The organism is Luteimonas sp. MC1828 (genome assembly GCF_016461615.1).
In the GTDB taxonomy this organism is placed as follows: Bacteria; Pseudomonadota; Gammaproteobacteria; order Xanthomonadales; family Xanthomonadaceae; genus Luteimonas.
This window is the reverse complement of sequence record NZ_JAEMNY010000001.1, coordinates 1,038,795-1,062,063: the sequence shown is the minus strand read 5'-3', so window position 1 is coordinate 1,062,063 and position 23,269 is coordinate 1,038,795. Positions and strand designations below refer to the sequence as shown.

Annotated in this window: 19 protein-coding genes; 14 read left to right on the top strand and 5 right to left on the bottom strand. The window is 69.8% G+C overall.

The genetic code is table 11. The features are described from left to right. The first annotated feature begins 49 nt into the window (after window positions 1–49). Window positions 50–316: a phosphopantetheine-binding protein gene (locus JHB91_RS04975; RefSeq protein WP_234447002.1), complete on the top strand. Its 267-nt coding sequence runs from the start codon at window positions 50–52 to the stop codon at window positions 314–316. Continuing rightward, window positions 313–1,884 (top strand): AMP-binding protein, encoded by a 1,572-nt coding sequence (locus tag JHB91_RS04970; protein ID WP_199471892.1) that lies wholly within the window; start codon window positions 313–315, stop codon window positions 1,882–1,884. Before JHB91_RS04975 ends, JHB91_RS04970 begins: the two co-directional genes overlap by 4 nt. Window positions 1,885–1,903: 19 nt before the next feature. On the opposite strand, the gene asnB is transcribed toward JHB91_RS04970, so the two are convergent. Genes asnB through JHB91_RS04955 form a run of 3 tightly spaced genes read right to left on the bottom strand, consistent with a single transcriptional unit; the run spans window position 1,904 to window position 5,662 of the window. Further along, window positions 1,904–3,871 carry an asparagine synthase (glutamine-hydrolyzing) gene (gene asnB, locus JHB91_RS04965; RefSeq protein WP_199471890.1) on the bottom strand — a complete coding sequence of 656 codons (1,968 nt, stop codon included), beginning with the start codon at window positions 3,869–3,871 and terminating at the stop codon, window positions 1,904–1,906. Window positions 3,872–3,873: 2 nt separating this feature from the next. Further along, entirely contained in the window at window positions 3,874–4,659 is a 786-nt protein-coding gene (locus JHB91_RS04960; protein WP_199471887.1) for a J domain-containing protein, read from the bottom strand. Between the two features lie 16 nt (window positions 4,660–4,675). After that, window positions 4,676–5,662, bottom strand: a complete 987-nt coding sequence (locus tag JHB91_RS04955; protein WP_199375439.1) for a polysaccharide deacetylase family protein — start codon at window positions 5,660–5,662, stop codon at window positions 4,676–4,678. Between the two features lie 115 nt (window positions 5,663–5,777). Here JHB91_RS04955 and JHB91_RS04950 point away from each other — a divergent pair, with 115 nt between their 5' ends. Genes JHB91_RS04950 through JHB91_RS04940 form a run of 3 tightly spaced genes read left to right on the top strand, consistent with a single transcriptional unit; the run spans window position 5,778 to window position 10,697 of the window. Then, window positions 5,778–8,585, top strand: a complete 2,808-nt coding sequence (locus JHB91_RS04950) for a right-handed parallel beta-helix repeat-containing protein (RefSeq protein WP_199471885.1) — start codon at window positions 5,778–5,780, stop codon at window positions 8,583–8,585. 37 nt (window positions 8,586–8,622) lie between these two features. After that, window positions 8,623–9,693 carry a Gfo/Idh/MocA family oxidoreductase gene (locus JHB91_RS04945; protein WP_199471883.1) on the top strand — a complete coding sequence of 357 codons (1,071 nt, stop codon included), beginning with the start codon at window positions 8,623–8,625 and terminating at the stop codon, window positions 9,691–9,693. Next, window positions 9,690–10,697, top strand: coding sequence for an NAD(P)-dependent oxidoreductase (locus JHB91_RS04940; RefSeq protein ID WP_199471880.1), 1,008 nt, complete (start codon window positions 9,690–9,692; stop codon window positions 10,695–10,697). The genes JHB91_RS04945 and JHB91_RS04940 overlap by 4 nt, the downstream gene beginning before the upstream one ends. Here JHB91_RS04940 and JHB91_RS04935 read toward each other — a convergent pair. Continuing rightward, the gene (locus tag JHB91_RS04935; protein WP_199471878.1) at window positions 10,694–11,857 is read right to left on the bottom strand and encodes a glycosyltransferase; all 1,164 of its coding nucleotides are present in this window, start codon (window positions 11,855–11,857) and stop codon (window positions 10,694–10,696) included. The two genes, JHB91_RS04940 and JHB91_RS04935, sit on opposite strands and share 4 nt — an antisense overlap. Window positions 11,858–11,915: 58 nt before the next feature. Here JHB91_RS04935 and JHB91_RS04930 point away from each other — a divergent pair, with 58 nt between their 5' ends. Both JHB91_RS04930 and JHB91_RS04925 read left to right on the top strand, forming a co-directional pair. Then, window positions 11,916–13,091: a glycosyltransferase gene (locus JHB91_RS04930; RefSeq protein WP_199471877.1), complete on the top strand. Its 1,176-nt coding sequence runs from the start codon at window positions 11,916–11,918 to the stop codon at window positions 13,089–13,091. After that, on the top strand, window positions 13,088–14,623 hold the full coding sequence (locus JHB91_RS04925) for a polysaccharide biosynthesis C-terminal domain-containing protein (protein WP_199471875.1): 1,536 nt from the start codon (window positions 13,088–13,090) through the stop codon (window positions 14,621–14,623). The genes JHB91_RS04930 and JHB91_RS04925 overlap by 4 nt, the downstream gene beginning before the upstream one ends. A gap of 16 nt (window positions 14,624–14,639) precedes the next feature. Here the strand turns inward: JHB91_RS04925 and JHB91_RS04920 are convergent, their stop codons facing one another. After that, window positions 14,640–15,413 carry a class I SAM-dependent methyltransferase gene (locus tag JHB91_RS04920; RefSeq protein WP_199471872.1) on the bottom strand — a complete coding sequence of 258 codons (774 nt, stop codon included), beginning with the start codon at window positions 15,411–15,413 and terminating at the stop codon, window positions 14,640–14,642. Window positions 15,414–15,628: 215 nt separating this feature from the next. Between JHB91_RS04920 and JHB91_RS04915 the strand changes: the two genes are divergently transcribed. The 7 genes from JHB91_RS04915 to JHB91_RS04885 all read left to right on the top strand — a co-directional run bounded on the left by JHB91_RS04915 (window position 15,629) and on the right by JHB91_RS04885 (window position 23,268). After that, on the top strand, window positions 15,629–16,747 hold the full coding sequence (locus JHB91_RS04915; protein ID WP_343225055.1) for a glycosyltransferase family 2 protein: 1,119 nt from the start codon (window positions 15,629–15,631) through the stop codon (window positions 16,745–16,747). Window positions 16,748–16,760: 13 nt separating this feature from the next. After that, window positions 16,761–18,083, top strand: a complete 1,323-nt coding sequence (locus JHB91_RS04910; RefSeq protein ID WP_199471870.1) for an O-antigen ligase family protein — start codon at window positions 16,761–16,763, stop codon at window positions 18,081–18,083. Then, window positions 18,080–19,309 carry a glycosyltransferase gene (locus JHB91_RS04905; protein ID WP_199471868.1) on the top strand — a complete coding sequence of 410 codons (1,230 nt, stop codon included), beginning with the start codon at window positions 18,080–18,082 and terminating at the stop codon, window positions 19,307–19,309. The genes JHB91_RS04910 and JHB91_RS04905 overlap by 4 nt, the downstream gene beginning before the upstream one ends. Window positions 19,310–19,432: 123 nt before the next feature. Further along, window positions 19,433–19,681, top strand: a complete 249-nt coding sequence (locus JHB91_RS04900; RefSeq protein ID WP_199375449.1) for an acyl carrier protein — start codon at window positions 19,433–19,435, stop codon at window positions 19,679–19,681. Between the two features lie 34 nt (window positions 19,682–19,715). Beyond that, window positions 19,716–21,212: a class I adenylate-forming enzyme family protein gene (locus tag JHB91_RS04895; protein WP_199471866.1), complete on the top strand. Its 1,497-nt coding sequence runs from the start codon at window positions 19,716–19,718 to the stop codon at window positions 21,210–21,212. Then, on the top strand, window positions 21,209–22,195 hold the full coding sequence (nadE, locus tag JHB91_RS04890) for an NAD(+) synthase (protein ID WP_199375451.1): 987 nt from the start codon (window positions 21,209–21,211) through the stop codon (window positions 22,193–22,195). The genes JHB91_RS04895 and nadE overlap by 4 nt, the downstream gene beginning before the upstream one ends. Beyond that, on the top strand, window positions 22,192–23,268 hold the full coding sequence (locus JHB91_RS04885; protein ID WP_199471864.1) for a hypothetical protein: 1,077 nt from the start codon (window positions 22,192–22,194) through the stop codon (window positions 23,266–23,268). The genes nadE and JHB91_RS04885 overlap by 4 nt, the downstream gene beginning before the upstream one ends. Window position 23,269 lies beyond the last annotated feature (1 nt).

Below are 23,269 nucleotides of genomic sequence, written 5' to 3'. Positions count from 1 at the left end.
TGCGGCCGCGGATTCCGTTAATTGATCAGACCCTCGAACGGATGATCCAGTGAGCCAGCACGAAACGCGCATCCGCGCATTCATCGATGAGAACTTCCCCCCGGCGGGCCCCGGCGGGCCGCCCGCGGCCGAGCTGAGCCTGCTTGAATCGGGCGTCATCGATTCCATGGGCGTGCTGCTGCTCGTCACCTGGCTGGAGCAGGAGTTCGGCTTCATCGTCGACGACGATGAAGTGCTGCCGGAAAACCTCGACAGCATCGCCGCCATCGATGCCTTCGTCGCGCGCAAGCTCCAGGAGATGGAGCTGGCGGAGTGACGGCACGCTGCGAGCGCTGGCTGGCGCGGGCGGCCGCGCACCAGCCCGGGAAGCCGGCGATCGTCCGCGGCGACCGCCGCGTCGACTACGCCGAGCTTCACGCCGAGAGTGAACGCTTCGCCGCCGCGCTTGCACAACACGTCGGCCTGGAGGACGGCGAGCGCTGCGTGGTGTTCATGGACAACTCGGTCGAAGCCGCGGTCGGCGTTTTCGGCACCCTGCGCGCCGGCGGCGTGTTCTCGGTGATCAATCCCACCACCAAGGCCGACAAGCTGGCGTTCGTGCTCGCGGATTGCGGCGCGACGGTCCTGCTGACCCAGTCCAGCCTGTTGCCTGTCGCCCAGTCGGCGGCGGCGCGAGCGCCCAGCGTTCGCTGCATCGTGGTGGTCGATGCCGATGGCGATGGCGTTGATGGCGCGGCCATCGGGTACCGGCGCTTCCTCGCCGCGTCCGACCCGGCCTGCCTGCCGCCACAGGTCGGCATCGATACCGACCTGGCGATGCTGGTCTACACATCGGGGTCGACCGGCAATCCCAAGGGCGTGATGATGACGCACGCCAACGTGCGCTTCGCGGCCACGTCGATCACCGGCTACCTGCAGGCCAGCCGCGACGACGTCGTGCTCAGCGTGCTTCCCCTGGCGTTCGATTACGGCCTGTACCAGTTGCTGATGTGCGTGAAGCTGGGCGCCACCCTCGTGCTGGAGACGTCCTTCGCGTTTCCGCAGAAGGTGCTGCCGCTGCTGGCCAGCGAGCGCGTGACCGCGTTTCCGCTGGTGCCGACGATGGCGGCGCTGATCGTGCAGCTGCGCAACTTCGACCCGGCCTGGGCCGCCAGCGTGCGCTATCTCACCAACACCGCCGCTGCGCTGCCGCCCGCGCACATCCGCAGGTTGCAGGACCTGTTCCCGGCCGCGCGGGTGTATTCGATGTATGGGATGACCGAATCCAAGCGCTGCACCTGGCTGCCGCCGGAGGAGCTTGCGCGACGCCCGGAGAGCGTCGGCATCGCCATCCCCGGCACGCAGGCCTGGGTGGCCGACGATGCCGGGCGACCGCTGCCCGCGGGCGAGGTCGGCGAACTGGTGGTGCGCGGTGGCCACGTGATGCAGGGCTACTGGAACAATGCCGAAGCCACCGCGCGCGCGCTGCGCCCCGGCCGCTACCCCTGGGAGCGGGTGCTGCACACCGGTGACCTGTTCCGCATGGATGCCGAGGGGTTCCTGTACTTCGTCGGCCGCAAGGACGACATCCTCAAGTCGCGTGGCGAGAAGGTCAGCCCCAAGGAAGTCGAGAACGTGCTGTATGCGATGCACGGCGTGCGCGAGGCCGCACTGGTGGGTGTTCCCGATCCGGTGCTCGGCCATGCGCTGAAGGCGCTGCTGGTGGTCGACGATCCCGGCCTGGACGCGCGCGCGGTGATCGCGCACTGCCGCGCCCACCTCGAGGAGTTCATGGTGCCGCGCACGGTGGAGTTCCGCGAATCGCTGCCCAAGACCGGCACCGGCAAGATCCGGCGCAGCGAACTCCAGGCCGAAGCCGAGGGTCGCCAGGCCGCGGAGGCCTGAGCCGCCACGGACGCCCGGGTCAGGCAGCCCCGGCCGTTGCTTCCTCGCGCCGCCGCCCGCCTGCGGCGTGGATGCCCTGCAGCAGCCGCGTGGACAGGATGCCGACGAAGGCCTGGTTGTCGGCGAAGCCTCCCGCGTTGCCGGCACGCGCTTTCTCGTACAGGCGCGACACCGCGTCGGCGTCGAACATGCCATCGGCGCGGATCGCGTCGCGATCGAAGGCTTCGGCCACGTAGTCGGGCGGCTTTCCGTTGACGAAAAAGCATTCGCTGTCGGGAGCCCGATAGGGCTGTTTCGTGCGGCTGAGGATGTCGGCCGGCAGCAGGTCGGCCAAGGCCTTGCGCAGCACGTGCTTCTCGGACAGCCCATGGAGTTTCCACTGCGGCGGCAGGCGGTTCGCGAACTCGACCAGGGTGTGGTCGAGAAAGGGATAGCGGCCCTCGATCGAGGCCGCCATCGCCGCGCGATCGCCCTGGCTGGCCAGCAGATACCCGGCGAGCAACGTCTTCGCCTCCACGTACTGGTCCCGGGCCAGCGGCCTCCAGCGCATGAGCGCGGCTGGCAGGCGGGACTCCACCAGCGCCAGCGGGTCGAAGCCGGCGACCGCGGTGCGGAGTTCGGGCGACAGGAACCGGAGCGCGCGCCCCGACGTGGTCCAGCGCGGCACGTGCGAAAACACGGGCCGGTCGATGTGCTCCATGCCCTGCCCGAAAAACGCCGCGGCGAACGCGGGATTGGACGATGGCGAATTGGCGAGATAGCCGTACAGGCGTCCGAGCAGGCGGGGACGCGCGCTGGATCCGGGCTGGCGTGACCAGAAACGGCGGATCTTGGCTTCCTTGAACAGGTCGTAGCCGGCGAAGACCTCGTCGGCGCCTTCGCCGGTCAGCACCACGCGATACCCCTGGCGCCGCACGTCGTCGGCAAGCAGCATCAGGGGCACGCCCGCGGTGCGCAGCACCGGGGTTTCGGCATGCGCGATGAAGCGCCGGAATGCCAGGCCGATGTCGGAGCTTCCCACATGGAGCGTGGTGTGGTCGGTCCCGAGGTGCCGGACCATGGCCTGCTGGTGCCGGCTCTCGTCGAACTCGCGCTGCGCGAACGCCACCGAGAACGTGCGCACCGGCGTATTCGTGGCGGTGCGGATCAGCGCGGCGATGCCCGACGAGTCCAGGCCACCGCTGAGGTAGGCGCCCACCGGTACGTCGGCGCGCAGCTGCAGCCGGACGGCATCCACGAGCCGCTCGCGCAGTTCGCCCGCGGCCTGGTCGATGTCATGCCAGTGACGGACCGGGTCGGACGCGTCCGGGAAGGTCCAGTCCCAGTAGCGGCGCAGGCGCTCACGACCGTCGGCCTCGATGGTCAGCAGGTGGCCGGGCGGCAGCGTGGCCACGCCTTGCCAGACCGTGTCGGGATCGAGCGGCGCCCACAGGGTCAGCGCCTGGGCGAGGCCCGTCGGATCGATGCATGCGTGTCCAGGCAGCGCCGCGAAGAGCGCCTTGACCTCGGAGGCGAACCAGAGCGCGCCGCGCGCGCGGGTGTAGTACAGCGGGCGGATGCCGAGGCGGTCGCGTGCCAGCACCAGCCGGCGCCGGCTGCCATCCCACAGGGCGATGGCGAACTGGCCGTTGAGGTGGTCGACGAACGCATCTCCGTGCCGCTGGTACAGATGCACGATCACTTCGGTATCCGACCGCGTGTGGAACACGTGGCCCTGCGCTTCGAGCCGGGCTCGCAGTTCGATGAAATTGAAGATCTCGCCGTTGAAGACGATCCACACCTGGGCGTCCGGACTGGCCATCGGCTGGGCGCCGGTGGCGAGGTCGATGATGGACAGGCGCGCGTGCGCGAGACCCACGCCCTCGCTGACGTGGAAGCCGTAGCCGTCGGGACCACGATGGGCGAGGGTGGTGATCATCGATGCCAGCACCGCGCGCGCATCGTGCGCGGCAATGCCGGCCCCCAGATAGCCGGCCAACCCGCACATGGTCAGTCGTCCCCGTGGGCCTGGGGCGCGACGTCCGCAGTCATGACCGCATGGTCCGCGCAGGCGCGCGGCCGTGCGCTGGCGGTGCGTCTGGCCCCGCCTGCTGTCGCGTGCTGCGGGCGCTGCGTGGCGACCGGCAGTGGATGCAGCGGGGCGTTGTGCCAGTCCGCCAGCCGCCCGCACTCGAAGTGCACCCAGGACGGTCCATACATCCAGAGCGAGTCGCTGGCGTCGCGCACCATGGGTTCGCCGAGCAGGACCGCGACGGTGCGGCGGTCCATGCCGGGTACGAGCTGTACGTCCATCGGGGCTTCCGCGAAAGGCGCGGCCTGCGGAGACTCGGCGGCCGGCGCGGCTGGCTCTTCGGAGGCCGGCAGCCAGTGCCAGGTTGCACCCGCCACGATCAGCACCGTCAGCACCGAGCGCATCCACATTGCATGGCGTGTGGCCGAGGGGGGCAGCTGCGCCGTGGGTGACGCGGTGCGGGCCTGCATGTGCCGCCCGTTCCACTGGCTGCCATGTTGCAGCGGCGCGGTCTGCCCGGTGGTGCCGGCGGCGTGCGCCGGAGCCCCGGGCAGCCGGCCACGCGCGCGATGGAAGTCCAGCGCGGCGGCGTAGCCCAGGTTGAGCGCGATGAGCCTGTCGGGATCGCGCGGTCCGGTGGCGGGCCGGTCGGGATGCAGCTCCGCCACGCGGCGGCGGTACGCCTGCTTGAACGCGTGCAGGCCGCACTGCGGCGAGACGCCGAGCTCGGCATAGAGCCTTGCGAAGTCGGTCGCATGGTTCATCGCCGGGGCAGCGGCTTCAGGCGGCCAGCTGACGGCAGAACATGTGCGGCAGCTGCACCATGGCCCGGAACAGGTCCTGTCCCGTCTCCTTGGACACCGGGACGCGCTGCAGGTCGAGCGGTGCGGACGAGGCGCGGGCCACCCCGCCGTAGAAGGAGAACGCCTGCGCCACGCGGGCATCGCGCAGCAGGCGCATGGTGTTGTCGTCGAACGCGGTGGGGCCGCCGACGGGGTAGGCGAAGTGCGTCATGTCGATCCCGAGTTCCTCCCGCAGGCGCAGGGCGCAACCCTCGATTTCCGCGCGCTGCTCTTCGACCGGAAGGCTCGACAGGATCGGGTGGTTCACGGTGTGGCCGCCAATCGTCATGCCGGCCCGGGCCAGTGCGCGGACCATGTCCCAGTCCATCCACTGGCCTTCCACGGTGTCCGGTGGCTCGAGCCCGGTCTCTTCGGTGAGGCGGGCGCGGAACGGGAGCGTCTGCCCGAAGGGCAGGTCCTTGTAGGCGGCGATGATGCGCCGTATCCAGGCTTCGCGGTCCTTGCCGAGAGCGATCCGCCCGGCAATCCAGGGCGACAGGTCGAGCGTGCCGCTGGCGCTCTCGCGCACCTGCATGGCGATCGCGTCCCACCAGGGCAGGAGGTTGCGGTCTATGAAGCCGGTTGCAATGAAGAACGCCGCGGGCACGCGGTGGTGCTTCAGCACCGGCAGGGCGATGTCATGGTTGTCGAGATAGCCGTCGTCGAAGGTGATGGCCACGTAGCGGCCACTTGGACGGCGCAGCGCGTCGGCGATGTCGTCCAGGCCGATGATGTCGCAGTTGTCCTTCAGGAACCTGACCTGGGCGTCGAAACCCTCGGCCGTCGCGCTCCAGAGCCCACGGTCGTACCGCGAGCGGCTGCTGTCGCCCACGCGGTGGTAGTTGAGGACCAGCACTCCATCGTGAGGCAGCGCGGCGGCCACCAGGCGGCGCATGCCCGGTGTTGCCAAGACCTTCGCAGCCATGTCCCGTTTCATCATTCCATGCCCCCACATGCGCGGCCTGTTACCGGCCGGATATCCGTTGTCCCTTACCAACGGCAAATGCTGTCGCAACCAGCCATCTGGAAAAGCAGTCAACATGCATCGACATAGCGTGCCACCCCGGTACAGCGTTTACACCGGTGGCTCACCGCACGGCAAGCGACTGGCGGCATGCTGGATCCTGGTCGCGCTGGCGGGCCTCGCAGCACCCGCACACGCCCGCGAATGGTTCGTCTCGACCGGGGGCAGCGACAGCAACGACGGCTCCCTGGCGCGCCCCTTCCGGACGATCGGGCACGTGCTGTCGCCGGAGAGCGCGCTGGTCCGCGATGGCGACACCGTCACCCTGCGCGCGCCCGAGGGCAACCGCACCTACTCCGAGTGCGACGTGCGCCTGCGCGTCAGGCTGGTGCTGCGGTCGCACCCCGGCGAGCGCGCGCACATCCACTGCGACATCGCCACCCCGGACAGTGTCGCGGTGCAGATCGATCCCCCAGCCTCCGGGAGCCGCGTCAGCGGGCTGGAGATCAGCGGCGGGCGCTTCTATGGCGTGATGATGCAGACGGGCTGGGAACAGGAGGCCGCGCCGGCCGAGCGGGGCGCCTCCGACATCGTCCTCGAGGACCTGCTGATCAGGGACACGGGGCGTGACGGCATCAAGATCACCCCCAAGTCGGACAACATCACCATCCGCCGCACCGAGATCCGCGACACCGGCGCGATCTACGCGCCCGGCACGCCGCTGGAAGAGATGAACGCCGACGGCATCGACAACGTCAACGGTTCGGGGATGGTGGTGGAAGACAGCTACATCCACGATATCGCCACGACCGGCCTGTACTTCAAGGGTGGCGCGGCCGACGTGGTGGTGCAGCGCAACCGCATCGAGGACACCGGGATGGCGGGCATCCTGGTGGGGTTCGACACCAGCCTGGAATTCTTCGATACCGCGCTCAACCCGGAATACCACGAGTCGATCCGCGGGGTGGTGCGCAACAACGTGGTGCGCAACACCAACTACGCGGGCATCGGCCTGTACGCGGCCAAGGACGCCGTGGTGGTGAACAACACGATCGACAACGCCGCCCGGGTCGGGCATGCCGCACTGTACTTCGGCATCCCGTTCCAGGACTGGGATCCCGACGGTGGGCGTCCCCCGAGCGTGAATGCGACGCTTCGCAACAACCTGGTGCGCGGCAGTGGCGGCCGCTGTTTCGAGATCCGCTATTCCGACGAACTCGGTGGCTTGTCCGGCCTCACGGGCTGGCCGCACAGCGACCACAACGGCTATGCACCGGACTGCCTGCTGCGCGATGCCCGTCCGGGCTCGATCGCGCTTCCGGTGTCGCTGCCGGCATGGCGCCTGGCGAGCGGCACGGAGGCGGGAAGCGTATCGGCCGATTTCGCGCTCGATGCCGACGGGCGGCCGGGCGCCGGCAGCGCGGCCATCGGTGCCGGCGTGCCGGTCGACGGCGTTTCCGACGACATCGAGGGTGCGCGCCGCGATGGCGCGCAGACCCTTGGCGCGTACCACGTGCAGGTGCCGGTGGCCGTGCCCGCAGCCGGAGGAGCGGGCACGGGTGGCGGTGACGCGCCGGCCACTGCGCAGGCGGAGACCATGGTCGCCGCCGCGGTCCTTCCGCTCGCATGGCTGGCGGGCGGGCGCGGTATCACGACGCTGTTGCCCGCGATCGGCGCGGCGCTCCTTGCCGCGCTGGCACTGTTGGCCATGGTCGCCGGCGCAATCCTGGTGCGGCGGCGCAACGTCACCGACTGGCTCGCCGCCTACCTGCGGCAGGATTGGCGCGCCCCGGTCCCGCCCGGAACGACCCGGCACCTCATGTTCTGCTTTGTCGACCACTACGAGCCCGCCTGGGGCAATCCCGGACGCGCGCGCGAGGATGCGCGCGTCGCCCGCTGGCTCGAAGAGCTGCCCCGCCTGTGCGCCAGCCATCGCGATTCGGAAGGTCGTCCGCCGATGCACACGTTCTTCTATCCGGAGGAGGAGTACCGGCCCGAGCACCTGGATGCGCTCGCGACGCTGTGCCGGATGGGGCTCGGCGAGATCGAGATCCACCTCCACCACGACAACGACACCGAAGCCGAGCTGCGCCGCAAGCTTTCGCGCTTCACCGAGCTGCTGGCGAGCGACCACGATGCGCTCCCGCGCGACCCCGTGACCGGCCAGCCGCGGTGGGCCTTCATCCACGGCAACTGGGCGCTCGACAACAGCCACCCGTCGGGCCGCCACTGCGGCGTCGACAACGAACTGATCGTGCTGCGGGAGGAGGGCTGCTACGCGGACTTCACCTTCCCCGCGGCTCCCGACCCGTGCCAGACGCGCGCCATCAACCGCATCTACTACGCCAAGGACGATCCGTGCCGGCCGAAGTCCCACGATCGCGGTCCGCGCGTCCGCGTGGGCGGTTCCGCGGAGGGCGACCTGATGCTCATACAGGGCCCGCTGGGATTCCGTTGGCGGAGCCGCAAGTTCGGTCTGGTGCCGCGAATCGAGAACGCCGACGTCCGCGCAGTGGCGCCGCCCACCACCGACCGCATCGATGCATGGGTGCGCACGGGGATCCATGTCGAAGGTCGGCCGGAGTGGATCTTCGTCAAGATCCACACACACGGAGCCGAGGACCGTGACATGGATACGCTGCTGGGCGCTGCCATGGACAAGGCGCATTCGTACCTGGAGTCGCGCTACAACGATGGTCGCGAATGGAAGCTGCACTACGTCAGCGCGCGCGAGGCCTACAACATCGCCAAGGCCGCGGAGGCCGGCCTGCAGGGCGACCCTGGCATGTACCGCGACCATGCCATTCCCCGTCCCCACTATCGGCCGCGGCGCGGTGCGGCGGCCGCGAGCACCGTCGGAGAGCGCGCGGCGCTTACTCCGTGACCGGACGACGGGATCGCGGGGCCAGAGGGGGAAAGGGATGAGGGTTGGAATCGTGGGTTGCGGCAAGATCGCCGATGGCCATGCCGAACAGCTGCGCGCCATCGGGCGCGCGCAGCTGGTGGCGGCCTGCGACCGTGAGCCGCTCATGGCCGAACAGTTCTCGCAGCGCTGGGGTGGCCTGGCGCAGTACGCGGACATGGCGGAGATGGTGCTGCGGGAGCGACTGGACGTGGTGCACGTGGCGACGCCGCCCGATTCACACGTGGCGTTGGCGTGCAGCGCGCTGGAAATGGGTTGCCATGTCTTCGTGGAAAAGCCCTTCGCGCTCGACGGCGAGGGTGCGCGCAGGATCCTCGATTGCGCGAACGCGGTTGGCAGGCGCGTCGGCGTCAACTACCTGTACAACTTCGAATCACCTGCGCTCGAGCTGGGAAGGCTGCTGGCCGACGGCGCGCTGGGCGACGTGGTGCACGTGGAGACCTGCTACGGCTACAACCTGGCCGGGGACTACGGGATCGCGGTGATGTCCGATCCCGCGCACTGGGTGCACCGCCTGCCCGGCAAGCTGTTCCACAACGTGATCGACCACGTGCTGGCCAAGGTCGTGCCGATGCTGTCCGAACCGGTCGTGGTGTGCGCCGATGCGCGGCGCATGCGCCCGGCGAGCGGCGACGCGGTGGTCGACGCCATGCCTGATGAACTCAGGTTGCTGCTGAAGGACCGCGACGGCAGGACGGTATCGGCGATGGTCGGCTCGCATGCGCGGCCGATCGGCCATGCCATGAAGGTGTACGGGACCCGCGACACGGTGGAGCTGGATTACGCGGCGCGCACGCTGGTGCGCAGCGCCCGCCAGGACCAGCCGAGTGCCGTGGGTCGCCTGTTCCCGGCCTGGGTTCAGGCCTGGCGGTACGCGCGCTGCGGGGTGCGCAACCTGGGTGCCTTCGGTCGCCACGAGTTCCATTACTTCCAGTGCATGCGGGTGCTGTTGACCCGCTTCTACGACGCCATCGAGGGGCGCGGCGAGGACCCCGTGCCGCAGGCGGAGATCCTGCGCGTGGCCGCGATCATCGATGGCATCGTCGACGCCCTGGCGCAGCGGCCATGAAGGTCCTGCTGACGGGGGCGGGCGGGTTCCTGGGCCGGTGCGTGGCCGACAGCCTGCTCGCGGCGGGTATCGACGACCTGCGCCTGCACTTTCGCGGTGACCCGCCCCACGGGCTGCTCGAGGACCTGGGTCGGCGCCACCCGGGTGCGCGCATCGAGGCTTCCGCGGCCAACCTGCTGTATGCCCGCGACCTGCCGGCGCTGGTCGCGGGCGTGGAGTGCATCGTGCACGCGGCGGCGGGCATGCGCGGCTCTGCCGCCGACATGTTCGCCAACACCGTGGTCGGCACGCGCAACCTGCTCGACGCCGCCGCGGGGGCTGGCGTGAGGCGCGTGGTGATGGTCGGGTCATTCTCGGTCTACCGCACCGAGTCGCTGCCGCGGGGCGCGGTGCACGACGAATCCGTCCCGATCGAGGACGTCGGCATCGAGAAGGGAGCCTACGCCCACGCCAAGACGCGCCAGGAGCATCTGCTGGCCGAGTACCGCGGCAGGTACGGATTCGAGACCATCGTGTTGCGGCCCGGCGTCATCTACGGTCCCGGTGGCGGCGCGTTCTCGTCGCGGGTGGGCATCCGCGCCATGGGCGTGTTCTTCAGCCTTGGCCGCGGCGCCGAGCTGCCGCTGACGTTCGTCGAGAACTGCGCCGATGCGGTGGCACAGGCCACGCTCAACGGCGTCGATGGCCGCGCCTACAACGTCGTCGACGACGAGCTGCCGAGCTGCAGCCAGTACCTCCGGGGCTACCAGGCCAATGTGGGGCGACTGCGCGTGCTGGCGGTGCCTTACTGGCTCTTCCTGCTCGGCTCGCGTTGGCTCGTGCGCTACAACCGCGTGTCGAAGGGCCAGCTTCCGGCCGTATTCACCCCTTACGTGGTGCGCTCGATGTACCGTCCGTTCCGGCATTCCAACGCGGCGCTGAAGGCGTTGGGCTGGCGGCAACGGGTTCCGACGCAGGACGGGCTTGCGCGCACGTTCGAAGCGCTGGCCGGCAAGCCGCCCTAGCGCGTGAGGCCCTGCGGCAACGCAGCTTCCGTCCCGCCCAGCGCCCTCTGGTAGAACGCATCGTAACTGGCCCGCATGACATCGACCGACCCGTGCAACTCCACCCGATGCCGCGCCGCCGCGCCCAGCCGGCCGCGCAGCGCGTCGTCGCGCAGCAGCTCATGCAGGATGCCCTGCAGCGCCGTGCCGTCGGTGGGAGCGAACAGGCGGCCGTTGTCGCCGTCCGAGATGACCTCGACATTGCCGCCGACGCGCCCGGCCACGACCGCGAGGCCGGCCGCGCAGGCTTCGAGCAGGGCGATCGACAGGCCTTCGGTGAGCGACGGCAGCGCGAAGACGTCGAAGGCGGGCAGCAGCGCCTGCACGTTGTTCCGCGGGCCCGACAGCAACACCCGGTCGGCGATTCCCAGCCCGTCGGCGAGTGCCTGGAGGTCGGCGGAGAGCGGGCCTTCGCCGACCAGCACGACCTTCAGGCGCCGGAAGCTCGCGAGCAGTGCCGGCACCTGCTCCAGGACGATGCGATGGTTCTTGAGTTCGACCAGCCGCCCGACGCAGCCGATCACCGGTCCGTCGTGCTCGGACAGGCCCAGCGCCCTGCGTGCATCGACGCGCGCGGCCACGGGATCGGCATGGCGGACGATCGGGATGCCGTTGTGAACCACCTCCGCCAGCTGCGCGCGGGCCGTGCCGTTCGCGACCAGTTGGTCGTGGACCTGCTGGCCGACCATCGCGATCCGCCGCGTCCGCGCCAGCGACCAGCGATACAGCATGCGCAGGCGCCGGTTCGACAGCCTCCCGCCCATGTTGTGGCAGGTATTGACGAGGGTCGCGTGGCGGTTGAACAGCATCGCCAGCGCCGCGTAGTAGCTGGGCACGAAGTTGTGCGTGTGCACGATGTCCGCCCGCAGGCTGCGCGCGCTGGAGCGCAGGGCGCGCAGCACGCCGACATCAAGCGGACGGCGCTTGCCACCGATGACCACCGGCACGCCGGCCGCTTCCAGGTCCGCGCGGAATCCCGCGGTGTCGTTGATGCTGAAGACCGTCACCCGGTGGCCGTGCGCGGTCTGGGCGATGGCCAGGTCGGCGACCACGCGCTCCAGGCCGCCGAGGTCGAGCGAATCGACGACGTGGATGACCGCGAGTTTCCGGGAGGGTTCCATCGGGCGAGCATAGACGGCGCGCCCATGGTGCGCGAGGACCACGCCGGGGAGGTGCCGGATGCCGATGGTCAGTGAGCGGATGCCGACGCGCCCCGGCCTGGCCGGCATACGTGCCTGCGTGATCGGCCCGGACATCCTCCACCGCCAGTCACTGCTGGCGATGTTCTCGACGCTGTCGATCGAGGCAGCCAGCGCCGATGACTCCCACACCTTCCTCTCGCGCGACGGCGGCGACCGCCGCGGTCGCGTGGCGCGGGCGATGGACATCGCCTGGGGGACGCGCGACCCGTCCTGGATGCGCTATGTGCTGGACGCCATCGACGCGAGCCGCGCCGACGTGCTGGTGTTCCACTGGGGCACGCTGCCGCTGGCGGACATCGTTGCGATCAGGCGCGCGCGGCCGGCGCTCAGGACCATGTTGATGCTGCTGTGCTTTCCGCTGGCGCTATCGCCGGCCGGGATCGCGCGCCAGAACCTGGTGCTGCGCCGCTGCCTGCCGGGCATCGACGCGCTGATCTGTCCAACGCCCGAGATGGCGGCGTACCTGGAGCGCCGCGTCCTGGGCCGGCATCGCACCCGGGTCGGCGTGGTCGCGCCGTGCTGGCCGGACGCGGTCCGTCCCACGCAGCGGGCGGAACCGGGCCGCTCGCGGCCGAACCTGGTGTACGTCGGGCGCACCGACCTCTCCGGGAAAACCGTCCATGGCGCCGACGACATCCGCGAACTGATGGGGAGCCTGCTCGACGCGGGCATCGAACTGCACCATGCCTATTCCCCGGAGACCGAAGACGGCCATCCCAATCGCGTGCAGTTCAAGCCGCTGTCCAACCTGCAGCTGATGGAGGGGATGTCGGCCTTCGATGCCAGCCTGGTCGCCTACAACCTGGACGCGTGCAGCCGCACCGACCGCTTCGATCTCACCGTCCCCGATCGCTTGATCTCCAGCGTGCTGGGCGGGACGCCGGTGGCGTTGCCGCGGCACGGATACGCGGCCTCCAAGAGCTATCTCCGCGATCACGGAGCGCTGGTCACGTTCTCGTCCGCGGACGACCTGCATCGCCAGCTGTCCGACCGTTCGCGGATGGCCGAGCTGAAGGATGTCGCCTGGGAAGCGCGGAACCGCTTCGTGGCGGAGCGGCAGGCCGGTGCACTGGGAGATCTCGTCGGCGAGGTGCTCGAGGACGCGCCGGGGCGAAGGCGCACGGCAGGAGCGTGGGCGGGCGGTCGCGGATGAAGTCCGCCTTCGGCAGCCATGCCCTGATCCGCTCCGCGCTGATCGTCACGGGCGCCACCTACGTCACCTACGTCACCGGCCTGGTGATCAGCATGCTGGCCGCGCGTGGCCTCGGGCCCGCGGACTACGGCCGCTACTCCTACGTGGTGTGGTTGTCGGGAATGGTGGTGGTCGGCTGCACCAACGGCTTGACCACGACCGGAATCAAGTTCGTCGCCGAGTGCCTCGGTCGCGACGACAGCGAGGGAGCCGCGCGTGTCTATGGATTGCTGCGGCGCTATTTCATGCTGTCGACGCTGGCGGCGTGCCTCGCATTCCTGGTCCTGGCGCGCTTCACCCTGCCGGACGGCTGGGAGGGCGGCATCGGCCTGTTCGCCATCATCGTGCTCGCCAGCGGCATGGCCAAGGCGTTCTACCTCCTGCATTCGTCGGTCGCCAAGGGCTACGGCAATTTCAGCATCGAGGCCAACACCACCAACATCCTGGGCATGGTGGGCCTGCTCGCCACCATCGGCCTGGTGGTCGCGCGCCGGCCCCTGGATTCCTATCTCGAACTGCTGGTGGTGCTGAGCATCTGCCATGCGCTGCTGACCTTCTTCTTCATCCGGCGGACCGCCATCCGTCCCGCCCGGGGCCCCATCGAGCAGGCAATGGCAAGGCGCCTGCGCATCCACCTGGCCTGGACGGTCCTGCTGGTGCTGTTGGCCACTTTTTCCAACCGCACTGTCGAGACCTTCCTCCTCAACAAGACCGTCGGCGCCGAGGCCGTGGGCTTCTTCATCATCGCGGCCACGATCACCCGCGGCGGCGCCGACCTGCTGGTCAACGGACTCACCGCGGTCCTGATCCCGGCGATGGCGCACTCCTACGGCCGTGGCGGCGCCGCCGGCTTGAACCCGATCCTGTCGAACTCGGTGCGCTACTTCCTGTTCATGGGCCTGGTGCTGGCTGGCGTCGGGGTGCTCTGCGCGGAGCTGGCGATCAGGCTGCTGTACGGGCCCGAGTACGCGGCGGTGGTGAACGTGTTCCGCGCGATGGTGGTTGTCGCCGGCCTCACCCTGATGGAGGGGGCCTTCAACGCGCTGTTGACCACGACCGACCACCAGCGCCTGCGCGTCATCCTCACCATCGCGGCGGTCACGGTGAGCGCGATCCTCGCCTTCGCGCTGGTCCCCCGCTACGGACTGAACGGCGCGGTGGCCGCGCACCTGATCGCGAAGATGGTCATGTTCACCACGATCGTGCTCACCGCGACGCGCACGATGCAGGTGCGCCTGCCGTGGCGGGCAATCGGCAGGCAATTCGCCTGTGCCATGGTCGCGGCCGCGCTGGCGGCGCTGGTGTGGTGGGCGGGCGATGGCCCCTGGATCGGCCTGGTGGCGGCGATGGTCTATGCGGTCGCCATGGTCGTCTGCTCGTTCCTGTTCAAGTCGTGGAGCGCGCAGGACCTGGAGATGCTGGCCCAGCTGACCACGCGCTTTCCGCGCGCCTGCGGGCTGCTGGCCGCGCTGGCGCGCCTGGGCGTGCGCTGAACGCGCCAGGCGAAGCTCAGCCCGGCTTGTAGGCGACGTAATAGATCCAGGGGTCGTCAAGCACGTCCAGGCCACGCCGGCCGTCGGCCGCGATGGTCACCACGTCGACGAAGCCGGCCGCGGCCAGCGCTTCGAGTTCATGCGCCGGGTCCACGTATACCGTGAGCGACGAGTGGTCGTAGGCCTCGTCGTTGACCACGGCGTGGCCTTGCGCCATGACCTGGTCCCCGGCCAGGCGCCTGCGGTTGGCCTCGCGCGTCCTGCGCGCGGCCATGGCCCTGGCAATCCGCACCGCGAGTCGCAGCGGGTTGGCGGTGACCTTGACGCCGGGCAGCGAGACCGGGGGGAACGCGCCGCCGAGGATGCGCATGTTGTGCGACGAATACACGAAGGCGCCACCCGGGCGCAGCACGCGCGCCACCGCGTGGTGGACCTGCGCGCGCTCCTCGTATGCGATGTAGTCGATGCCGTTGAACGAGAACAGCACCAGGTCGCAGCTGGCGTCGCCGATGCCCTCGAGCGTGCGCGCATCGCCCAGCCGGATGTCGACCCCCGGATGCCTGGCCCTGCAGGCGTCCACCATGCCCGGCGAGATGTCGAGCGCACGATAGCTGCGCGCGAGTGCATGCAGGTAGCCGGTGGTGCGCCCGCCGCCGACGCCGACATCGAGCACGTCGCCGCGCACCAGCGGCCAGGCTTCACCGAGCGCGGCGACTTCCGCGGGCGTGAGTGCGGAACGCGTGGCGAAGTCCTCGACGACGCGCGGCTGCAGGTACGCTTCATTGCCCATGTGCTCACCCTTGGCGATGGCCCCGCCGGATAGTAGCGGAACATTCCAGCGGCCCGCACGTGGCTGCCGTTCGCGCGTGGCCATGGCCGGTTGCAGGCATTCCGCGCGTTGTCATTGCACGGAATGCCACGTCCGCAGCCGAAGGCCATGTCGATGCCCATCCGCCCGCAACTGACCGCCGACCGGGCCGACAGCCCTGCGTACCCGGCAGCGCCGTGAGCAGCGTGTTCTGGGCCTGCGTCGTGCTGCTGGCGTACACCTATGCCGGTTACCCGTTGCTGATGCGACTGCTGGCGTGCCTGCGTCCGCTGCCCGAGGCCCGGTCCGCGCAGGAGCCGATGGTCACCGTGGTCCTGGTCGTGCGTGATGCGGCGGGGCTGGTGCGCGCCAAGCTCGACAACCTGCTCCAGCTCGACTGGCCGGGGGACCGGCTCGAGATCGTGGTCGCATGCGACGGCTGCACCGACGGCACGGCCGAGGCATGCCGCGCGGTTGGCGACCCCCGCGTGCACGTGCTCGAATCCAACGCCAGGCGCGGCAAGGCCGCGTGCCTCAACGACGCGGTGGCCGTGGCGCGCGGCGAGGTGCTGCTGATGGTCGACGTGCGCCAGCGGGTGGACCCGCAGGCGCTGCGCACACTGGTCGCGCGCCTCGCCGATCCCGCCGTCGGCGCGGCCAGTGGCGAGCTGTGTTTCGAGGACCCGGAATCGGGTTTCGCTTGCAGCGTCGACGCCTATTGGCGCTACGAGAAGATGCTGCGGCTGGCGGAGAGCCGGAGTGGCTCGGTGGTCGGTGTCACCGGCGCCTTGTACGTGCTGCGGCGCAACCTGTTCGAACCCCTCCCCGAAGGCACCGTGCTGGACGACGTGCTGGTGCCGATGCGGGTCGCGGCGCGCGGGTTCCGGGTGGTGTTCGAGCAACGTGCCATCGCCTGGGACCGTGCATCGCCGTCGCCGGCCCAGGAGCGTGCGCGCAAGGTCAGGACGCTGGCCGGAAACTTCCAGCTGCTCCAGCTGGCGCCCTGGCTGCTGGACCCGTCCGCCAACCCGCTGTGGTTCCGCTTCGTGAGCCACAAGCTGCTGCGCCTGGTGGCGCCATGGGCGATCCTCGTGCTCCTCGCCGCTACCTGCGTACTGGCCACGCGCGGAACCTTCTACCAGGCGTGCCTGTGGCTGGCACTCGCCGCGGGGTTCCTGCTGCTGCTCGCCCGCGTGCTGCCTGCGCTGTCACGATCGCTCCCGGTCCGGCTGCTGTCGGCGTTCCTGCACATGAACCTCTATTCCGCGGAAGCGGCGATCGCGTTCGCGCGCCGCGACGCGACCCGCCTGTGGTGAGCGGGAACCACCCATGCCCGCCTTCGTATTCATCGTCGCCTACCTGATTCTTGTCCTGATCCGCCCCCAGGAGTATCCGCGCTGGGCGGATTCCGGCGTGCCGTTCCTGCCGGTGGCGCTGATCCTCGCGGTGCTGGCGTGGCTCGCTTCGCGCAACAAGCGCTTCGACGAGCCGCAGTACCCGCTGCTGGTGCTGTTCACCGTCGCCACGGGCATTTCAGTGGCGGTGAACGGCTGGCTGGGCGGTGCGGTGGAGCAGTACAAGCAGTTCATGCCCACGCTGGTCGCGTTCGTGCTGCTGGCCAATGCCATCACCACCCGGCGGCGGACGGAGCAGGTCATGGTGGTCTTCATCCTCTGCGCGCTGTTGCTGGCCTGGCATGGCGTCGAGCAGTCGGCGCTCGGCGTGGGCTGGACCGGGATGCCGCTGGTGGAGGACGGACGCATCCAGTACGTGGGCATCTTCAGCGATCCGAACGACCTGGGATTGCTGTTCGTCATCTGCCTGCCGATGACGGTCTACATGGGCAGCCGCGGCGGCATGATGGGGATGCGACGCCTGCTGTGGGTCGCGGTCGGTGCGTTCCTCCTCTACGGCGTCTACCTGACCAATTCGCGCGGCGCGATGCTCGCGGTCGTGGTGATGGCGGGGGCTCACGTCTGGCTGCGCCGGGGGCCGATGCTGGCCGCGCTTATCGCGGCGGGCTGCCTGACGACCATGCGGCTGATGCCGTCGCGGCTCACGGACCTCGATGTCCAGGAAGGTTCGGCCACGGGCAGGGTGGAGGCGTGGTACGAAGGCTTCCGGATGTTCGTCGAGAACCCGCTGTTCGGCGTGGGGACGGGCAGCTTCGAGGAGTACCACACGCTGACCGCGCACAACTCGCTGATCCTCGTGCTGGCGGAGAACGGCCTGGTCGGCTTCATTCCCTGGCTGGCGTTCGTGGGTTACTGCTTCTGGATGATGCTCAGGGTGGTGCGGCATTCACCCGAGCTTGCCGACGGCGACAGCGACAGCGACGGCGATGACGCCGACGACGTGGCGAACGAGATCGTGGCCGCGGAATCATGGGCGACCGACCGCGCGATTGCGTGGACGCTGCTGGTGTCGCTGGCCGGCTTCGCCACCTGCGCCTTCTTCCTCAGCCGCAGCTACCTGATCCTGTTCTACCTGCTGGCGGCCGTGGTGGTCGCGCACTTCACCGATGTCCGGCAGCGCTGGCCCGACGTGGTCCCGTTCCGGCTGAGGCAGGACCTCGTGCGCTGGGTGCTGTATTCGGGGGTGGCGGTGGTCGTGTTCTACCTCATCCTCAAGGTGCTTCTGGCGAGACTATGACCATCGACGCACGTGCACGGCCGCCAGCGCGACGCATCGCCATCGTCACGCCGATCCTTCCCGTTCCGCACGACCTCACGCGCGGGCGTTACATCCACGAGACCGCACGCGCGCTGTCGCGCCTGGCGACGGTCAGGGTGTTCTTCCCGCAGGTGCGGTACCCGCGCATCCCCGGCCTGGCGCCCAGGAGTTTCCTGCAGGGCCACGTCGGCGGCGACTACCGCCTCGACGGCATCGACCTGGAGCCCTACACCTATCCGGGACTGCCCGGGATCTCGCGTGCGAGCAACGGCGTGGTCGGGGCATGGGCGCTTGTGCCCAGGCTGCGGGCCTTCGCGCCCGATGTCGTGCTGGCGTACTGGGTGTACCCGGATGGCTATGCGGCCCTGATGGCCGCGCGACGGCTCGGGCTGGCCTGCATCATCGGCGCGCGCGGGTCTGACATCCACGTGCGGTCGGGGATCAGCCGCCGCCTCACCCGCCGGGCACTGCGGGGCGCGGACGCGGTGCTGACCGTCAGCGAGGCGATGCGCCGCGCGGCGATCGGCGACTACGGCGTGGAGCCGGACAAGGTGCGCACGATCGTCAACGGCATCGATACCGCGGTGTTCCGGCCGAGGGACCGCGGCCGGATGCGAAGCCTGCTTGGCATCGATGCGCGCGCCAGGCTGGTGACATACGTCGGCCGCTTCGTCGAAGCCAAGGGCATGCACGAGCTGCTGGCGGCGTTTGCCGCGCTGGCCGCGCGCGACCCGGATGTCTCGCTCGCGCTCGTCGGCGACGGCGTGATGCGCTCGCAGCTGGTCGCCATGGTGTCCGCTGCCGGGCTGCAGGATCGCGTGCACATGCCCGGCGGCCTGGAACCGGGGCAGGTGGCGGAATGGATCGCCGCGTCGAACGTGCTGGCCTTGCCGAGCTGGTCGGAGGGCTATCCGAACGTCGTCGTCGAGGCGATCGCGTGTGGCTGCCCGGTGGTTGCCAGCGACGTCGGCGGGGCGGGGGAAATCATCCATGCGGGCAATGGACTGCTGGTGCCGGCGCGCGACGCCGGGGCGCTGGAGCGCGCGTTGGCAGAGGCCATGTCGAGGACCTGGGATGCCGCCGCGATGTCGGCCGACTGCAGCCGTGGCTGGGATGCGGTCGCCGTCGACACCCTGGCCGCCTGCGAGGAAATGCTGGGGCAGAGGCGTCCGGACGCGGCGACGGGAGCCGCATCGATCGCGTAGCGGCACTGCGTGCACGCTTGCCCAGGGCCGGTTTGCACCGCATTCCCCGTTCTCTGGATGCAAGAGGGGCAGGTTTGCATTGCGGGATGCCCATCGCCAACCGACAGGGGCAACGCGAGCCAGATGGACTTCAAGACGATCGTCAAACCTTTCATCCTGGGCAACTTCCTGTTCACCGACGACGCCTCCGCTGTCGCGGACGATTCCTCCCTGATCCGCGGCGGCATCGTCGACTCCACGGGGATCCTGGAGTTGATCGAGTTTCTCGAAGCCACCTGCGGGATCCGCATCGACGCGGAAGAAATGGTGCCGGGCAATTTCGACTCCATCGACACCATCAGTGCATTCCTCCAGCGCAAGACGACCGCCTGAGTCCGCCGTGATCGCCTTGGCCCAACGATTGCTGATGACAGCGCGTGCCACGCCCGATGCGGTCGCGATCGCCTCCGGTGTGGAGCGCCTCGACTATGCCGGCCTCGCCGACCAGGTGCGGCGCTTCGCAGCGATGCTCGTTGCGCAGGGAATCCGCAGCGGTGAGCGCGTGGCCATCGTGCTGCCCAACTCCATCGAGGCGGTGGTGGCCTGCTACGGCTGCTGGCTCGCCGGCTGCATCGCGGTTCCGCTGGCGCCGCAGTCGCGGCTGCGCGAGTTGCATGCACTGCTGCGGCATGCCGGCGCGCGCATGATCGTGCACGAGCCGGACAACGCCGATGCACAAGGTGCAGCGGATCGCTGCGATCCACCGCTGGTCCGGATCGTGCCCGGCGGCCGCCCGCCGAGCGCCGTGGCGACAGGCTGGGACGACGCGATGCGCGTCGCGCCGCTGGCCGAATCGCGTGCGGCCGGCGCCATGGCGTCGATCATGTACACCTCCGGCACCACGGGCAGCCCCAAGGGAGTGACGCTGACGCACGCGAACTTCGCGGCGAACGTCGACGCCATCAACGGGTTCCTCGGGCTTTGCGCGGCGGACAGCGTGGTGTCGGTGCTGCCGTTCCACTATGCCTACGGCGCGTCCGTGCTGCACACGCATCTCGCGGCCGGCGCGCGCGTGGTGCTGGAGACGAATTCCATGTTCCCGCACCTGTTGGTGGAGTCGATGGTGCGCGAGCGCCCCACCGGGTTCTCGGGCGTCGCTTCGAACTATGCGTTGCTCCTCGACCACCTGGCGCGCCCCGAGCACGACCTGTCCAGCCTGCGTTACCTCACCAATGCCGGCGGCGCCTTGCCCGCCGCGTTCGCGCGCCGCCTGCGCGCAGCGCTGCCGGGTGCGGCATTGATCGTGATGTACGGCCAGACGGAGGCTACGTCGCGACTGGCGTGGTTGCCTGCGGCACGGCTTGATGAGAAGCCCGGCTCGGCCGGCCAGGCGATCGCCGGCGTCACCCTTGAAGTGCGCAACGAGGCCGGCGCGCCGCTGCCGCCGGGCAGGGCAGGCGAGGTCTGGGCCAAGGGCGACAACGTGATGTCCGGTTACTGGAACGACGCCATGGCGAGCGCCGCGGTCCTGCACGAGGGTTGGCTGCGCACTGGCGACATGGGTCACCTCGACGACGAAGGCTTCCTGTTCCTGGCCGGGCGCCGCAGCGACATGATCAAGACCGGTGCGCATCGGGTCCATCCGCTGGAAGTCGAGGAAGTCCTCATCGAGCTGCCCGGCGTCGTCGAGGCGGCCGTGGTCGGCGTGGATCACGACGTGCTGGGGCAGGTGGTCAAGGCCTACGTGGTCGGCGACGGGCGCACGCTCGACGCGAACGCGGTGCGCGCGCACTGCCGCGCCAGGCTCGCGGCGCACAAGGTGCCGAGGCTGGTCGAGTTCGCAAGCGAGCTGCCCAGAACCGCCTCCGGCAAGGTGCGGCGTGTCGAGCTTGGCGACCGGATCGCCGAGCGGGTGCTGTCATGAGCGCGCTCGGCCACGATGTGCTGGACATGGACCTGGAGGCCGAGGCCGACCGCATCGCCGCCAGGCTGCGCGCCGTCACGGCGCGCGAACTCCATCGCCGCGGGCTCGTCGTGGCCGTGTCCGGCGGCATCGACTCGTCCTGTTGCGCCGCGTTGGCGGTGCGTGCGCTCGGTCCGGAACGCGTGTTCGCGTTGATCCTCCCCGAGCGCGATTCGGCCGAAGACAGCGCAGCGCGCGCAAGGCTGCTGGTGGAGCATCTCGGCATCCGCAGCGAGACCAAGGACATCGCTCCCGCGCTCGCCGCGATCGGCTGCTACGAGCAGCGCGACGCGGCGGTACGCCGGGCGCTGCCCGCCTATGGCGAGGGCTGGCGCTTCAAGATCGCCATTGATGGCGGCTCCGAAGGGCGGATCAACATCTTCCGGCTGCTCGCCGAGGCCCCCGATGGAAGCCGCCACGAGCGCACCCTGGGTCTCGCCGACTACCTGCAGATCGTGGCCGCCACCAACTTCAAGCAGCGGCTGCGCAAGGCGCTGGAGTACTTCCATGCCGATCGCCTCAACTACGCGGTGGTCGGCACGCCGAACCGGCTGGAGTACGACCAGGGGTTCTTCGTCAAGAACGGCGACGGTGCCGCGGACGTCAAACCCATCGCGCATCTCTACAAGTCGCAGGTCTACGCGATGGCGCGGCACCTCGGGCTCCCCGCGCGGCTGTGCGACGCAGTGCCGACCACCGACACCTACAGCCTGTCCCAGGGCCAGGACGAGTTCTACTTCGCGCTCGGCTACCGCGAGATGGACCTCGCGCTGTGGGCGCTCGAACACGGCCGCGACGCCGTGGAGCTCGGCCACGCGCTGGGCATCGAGCCGGCGCGCGCCGCGGCGATCTACGCCGACATCGAGAACAAGCGCCGCACGACGCGCTACCTGCATGCGCCGCCGGTCCTGATGGGCGAGCCCGACCAGGCCTGCACCGCGTGAACATGGAGGGCGCCACCTGCTTGCCGGCCTACATGGTCGTTGGCGCCGGGGAGACTGATCTCCGCGCCGGCGCGATCGAAGCGTGGAGCGGGACCCTGGGCCCGGACGACATGCTCGAGCAGCGCTACGAGGCGCTGTGCGAACGTTCGCCGTTCGGCGCGCCGGTGATGCACCTGGTGCGACACGTGGCCACCGGCCGCTTCGTGGGCGTTGCCGCGCTGGCTCCGCGGCGCATGGTCGTCCGCGGCCGGGAGGTCCGTGCCGCCGTGCTCGCGCATTTCGCGATCCATCACGGGCACAGGTCGCTGGGGCCGGCACTGATGCTGCTCGAGAGCCTGCTGGCCCAGGCCGCAGGCCGCTTCGACCTGGTCTATGGGATCCCGCGCAACAGCGAAAGCGCGGGTGCCGCCCTGCGTCGCGCCGGCCTGCGACCGGTCGGGGAGATGCTGCGGCTGGTACGCGTCATCCGCCACGGGCCCTATCTGGCGCGAAAGCTGCCGAAGCCCTTGGCCCTGGTCGCGGGCTGGCTGGTCGACCGTGGCCAGGCCCTGCTGGACGTGCCTGCCGCATGGCGCGCGCCGACGCTGCGCCGGGAGTGGATCGACGCCTGCGATGCACGCATGGATCGGCTCTGGATGCAGGGCGGCCATGGCGAGGCCCTGACTTCGGAGCGGGGAACGGACATGCTGCGCTGGCGCTTCGACGGTGCCGCGGGCGCGGCGGTGCGCTACCTCGTGCTCAGCGACGATCGCGGCGAGGCGTGCTGCTGGTTCGCTTGCGAGGTCGATGCGCGATGGCCACACATCCTCAATGTGCTCGACTTCTGGTCGCGTGCCGGCGCTGGCGGGCGGCCTTCCGTGGACGAGGTCCGCGCGCTGCTGCGACAGGCATGGTGCGACGGCAGGGCGACCGTGAGCCTGTCGCTGTGCACGGACAGCGCGGGCCAGGCGCCCTGGTTGGCGGCACGCTTCGCGGAACGCGGCCGCCAGGACGTCTACGGCAGGTGGTTCGACGCGGCGCTCGCCGCAGAGCCCCCGTCCCTGCGTTTCACCGATCTCGAGCAGGACGGGTAGG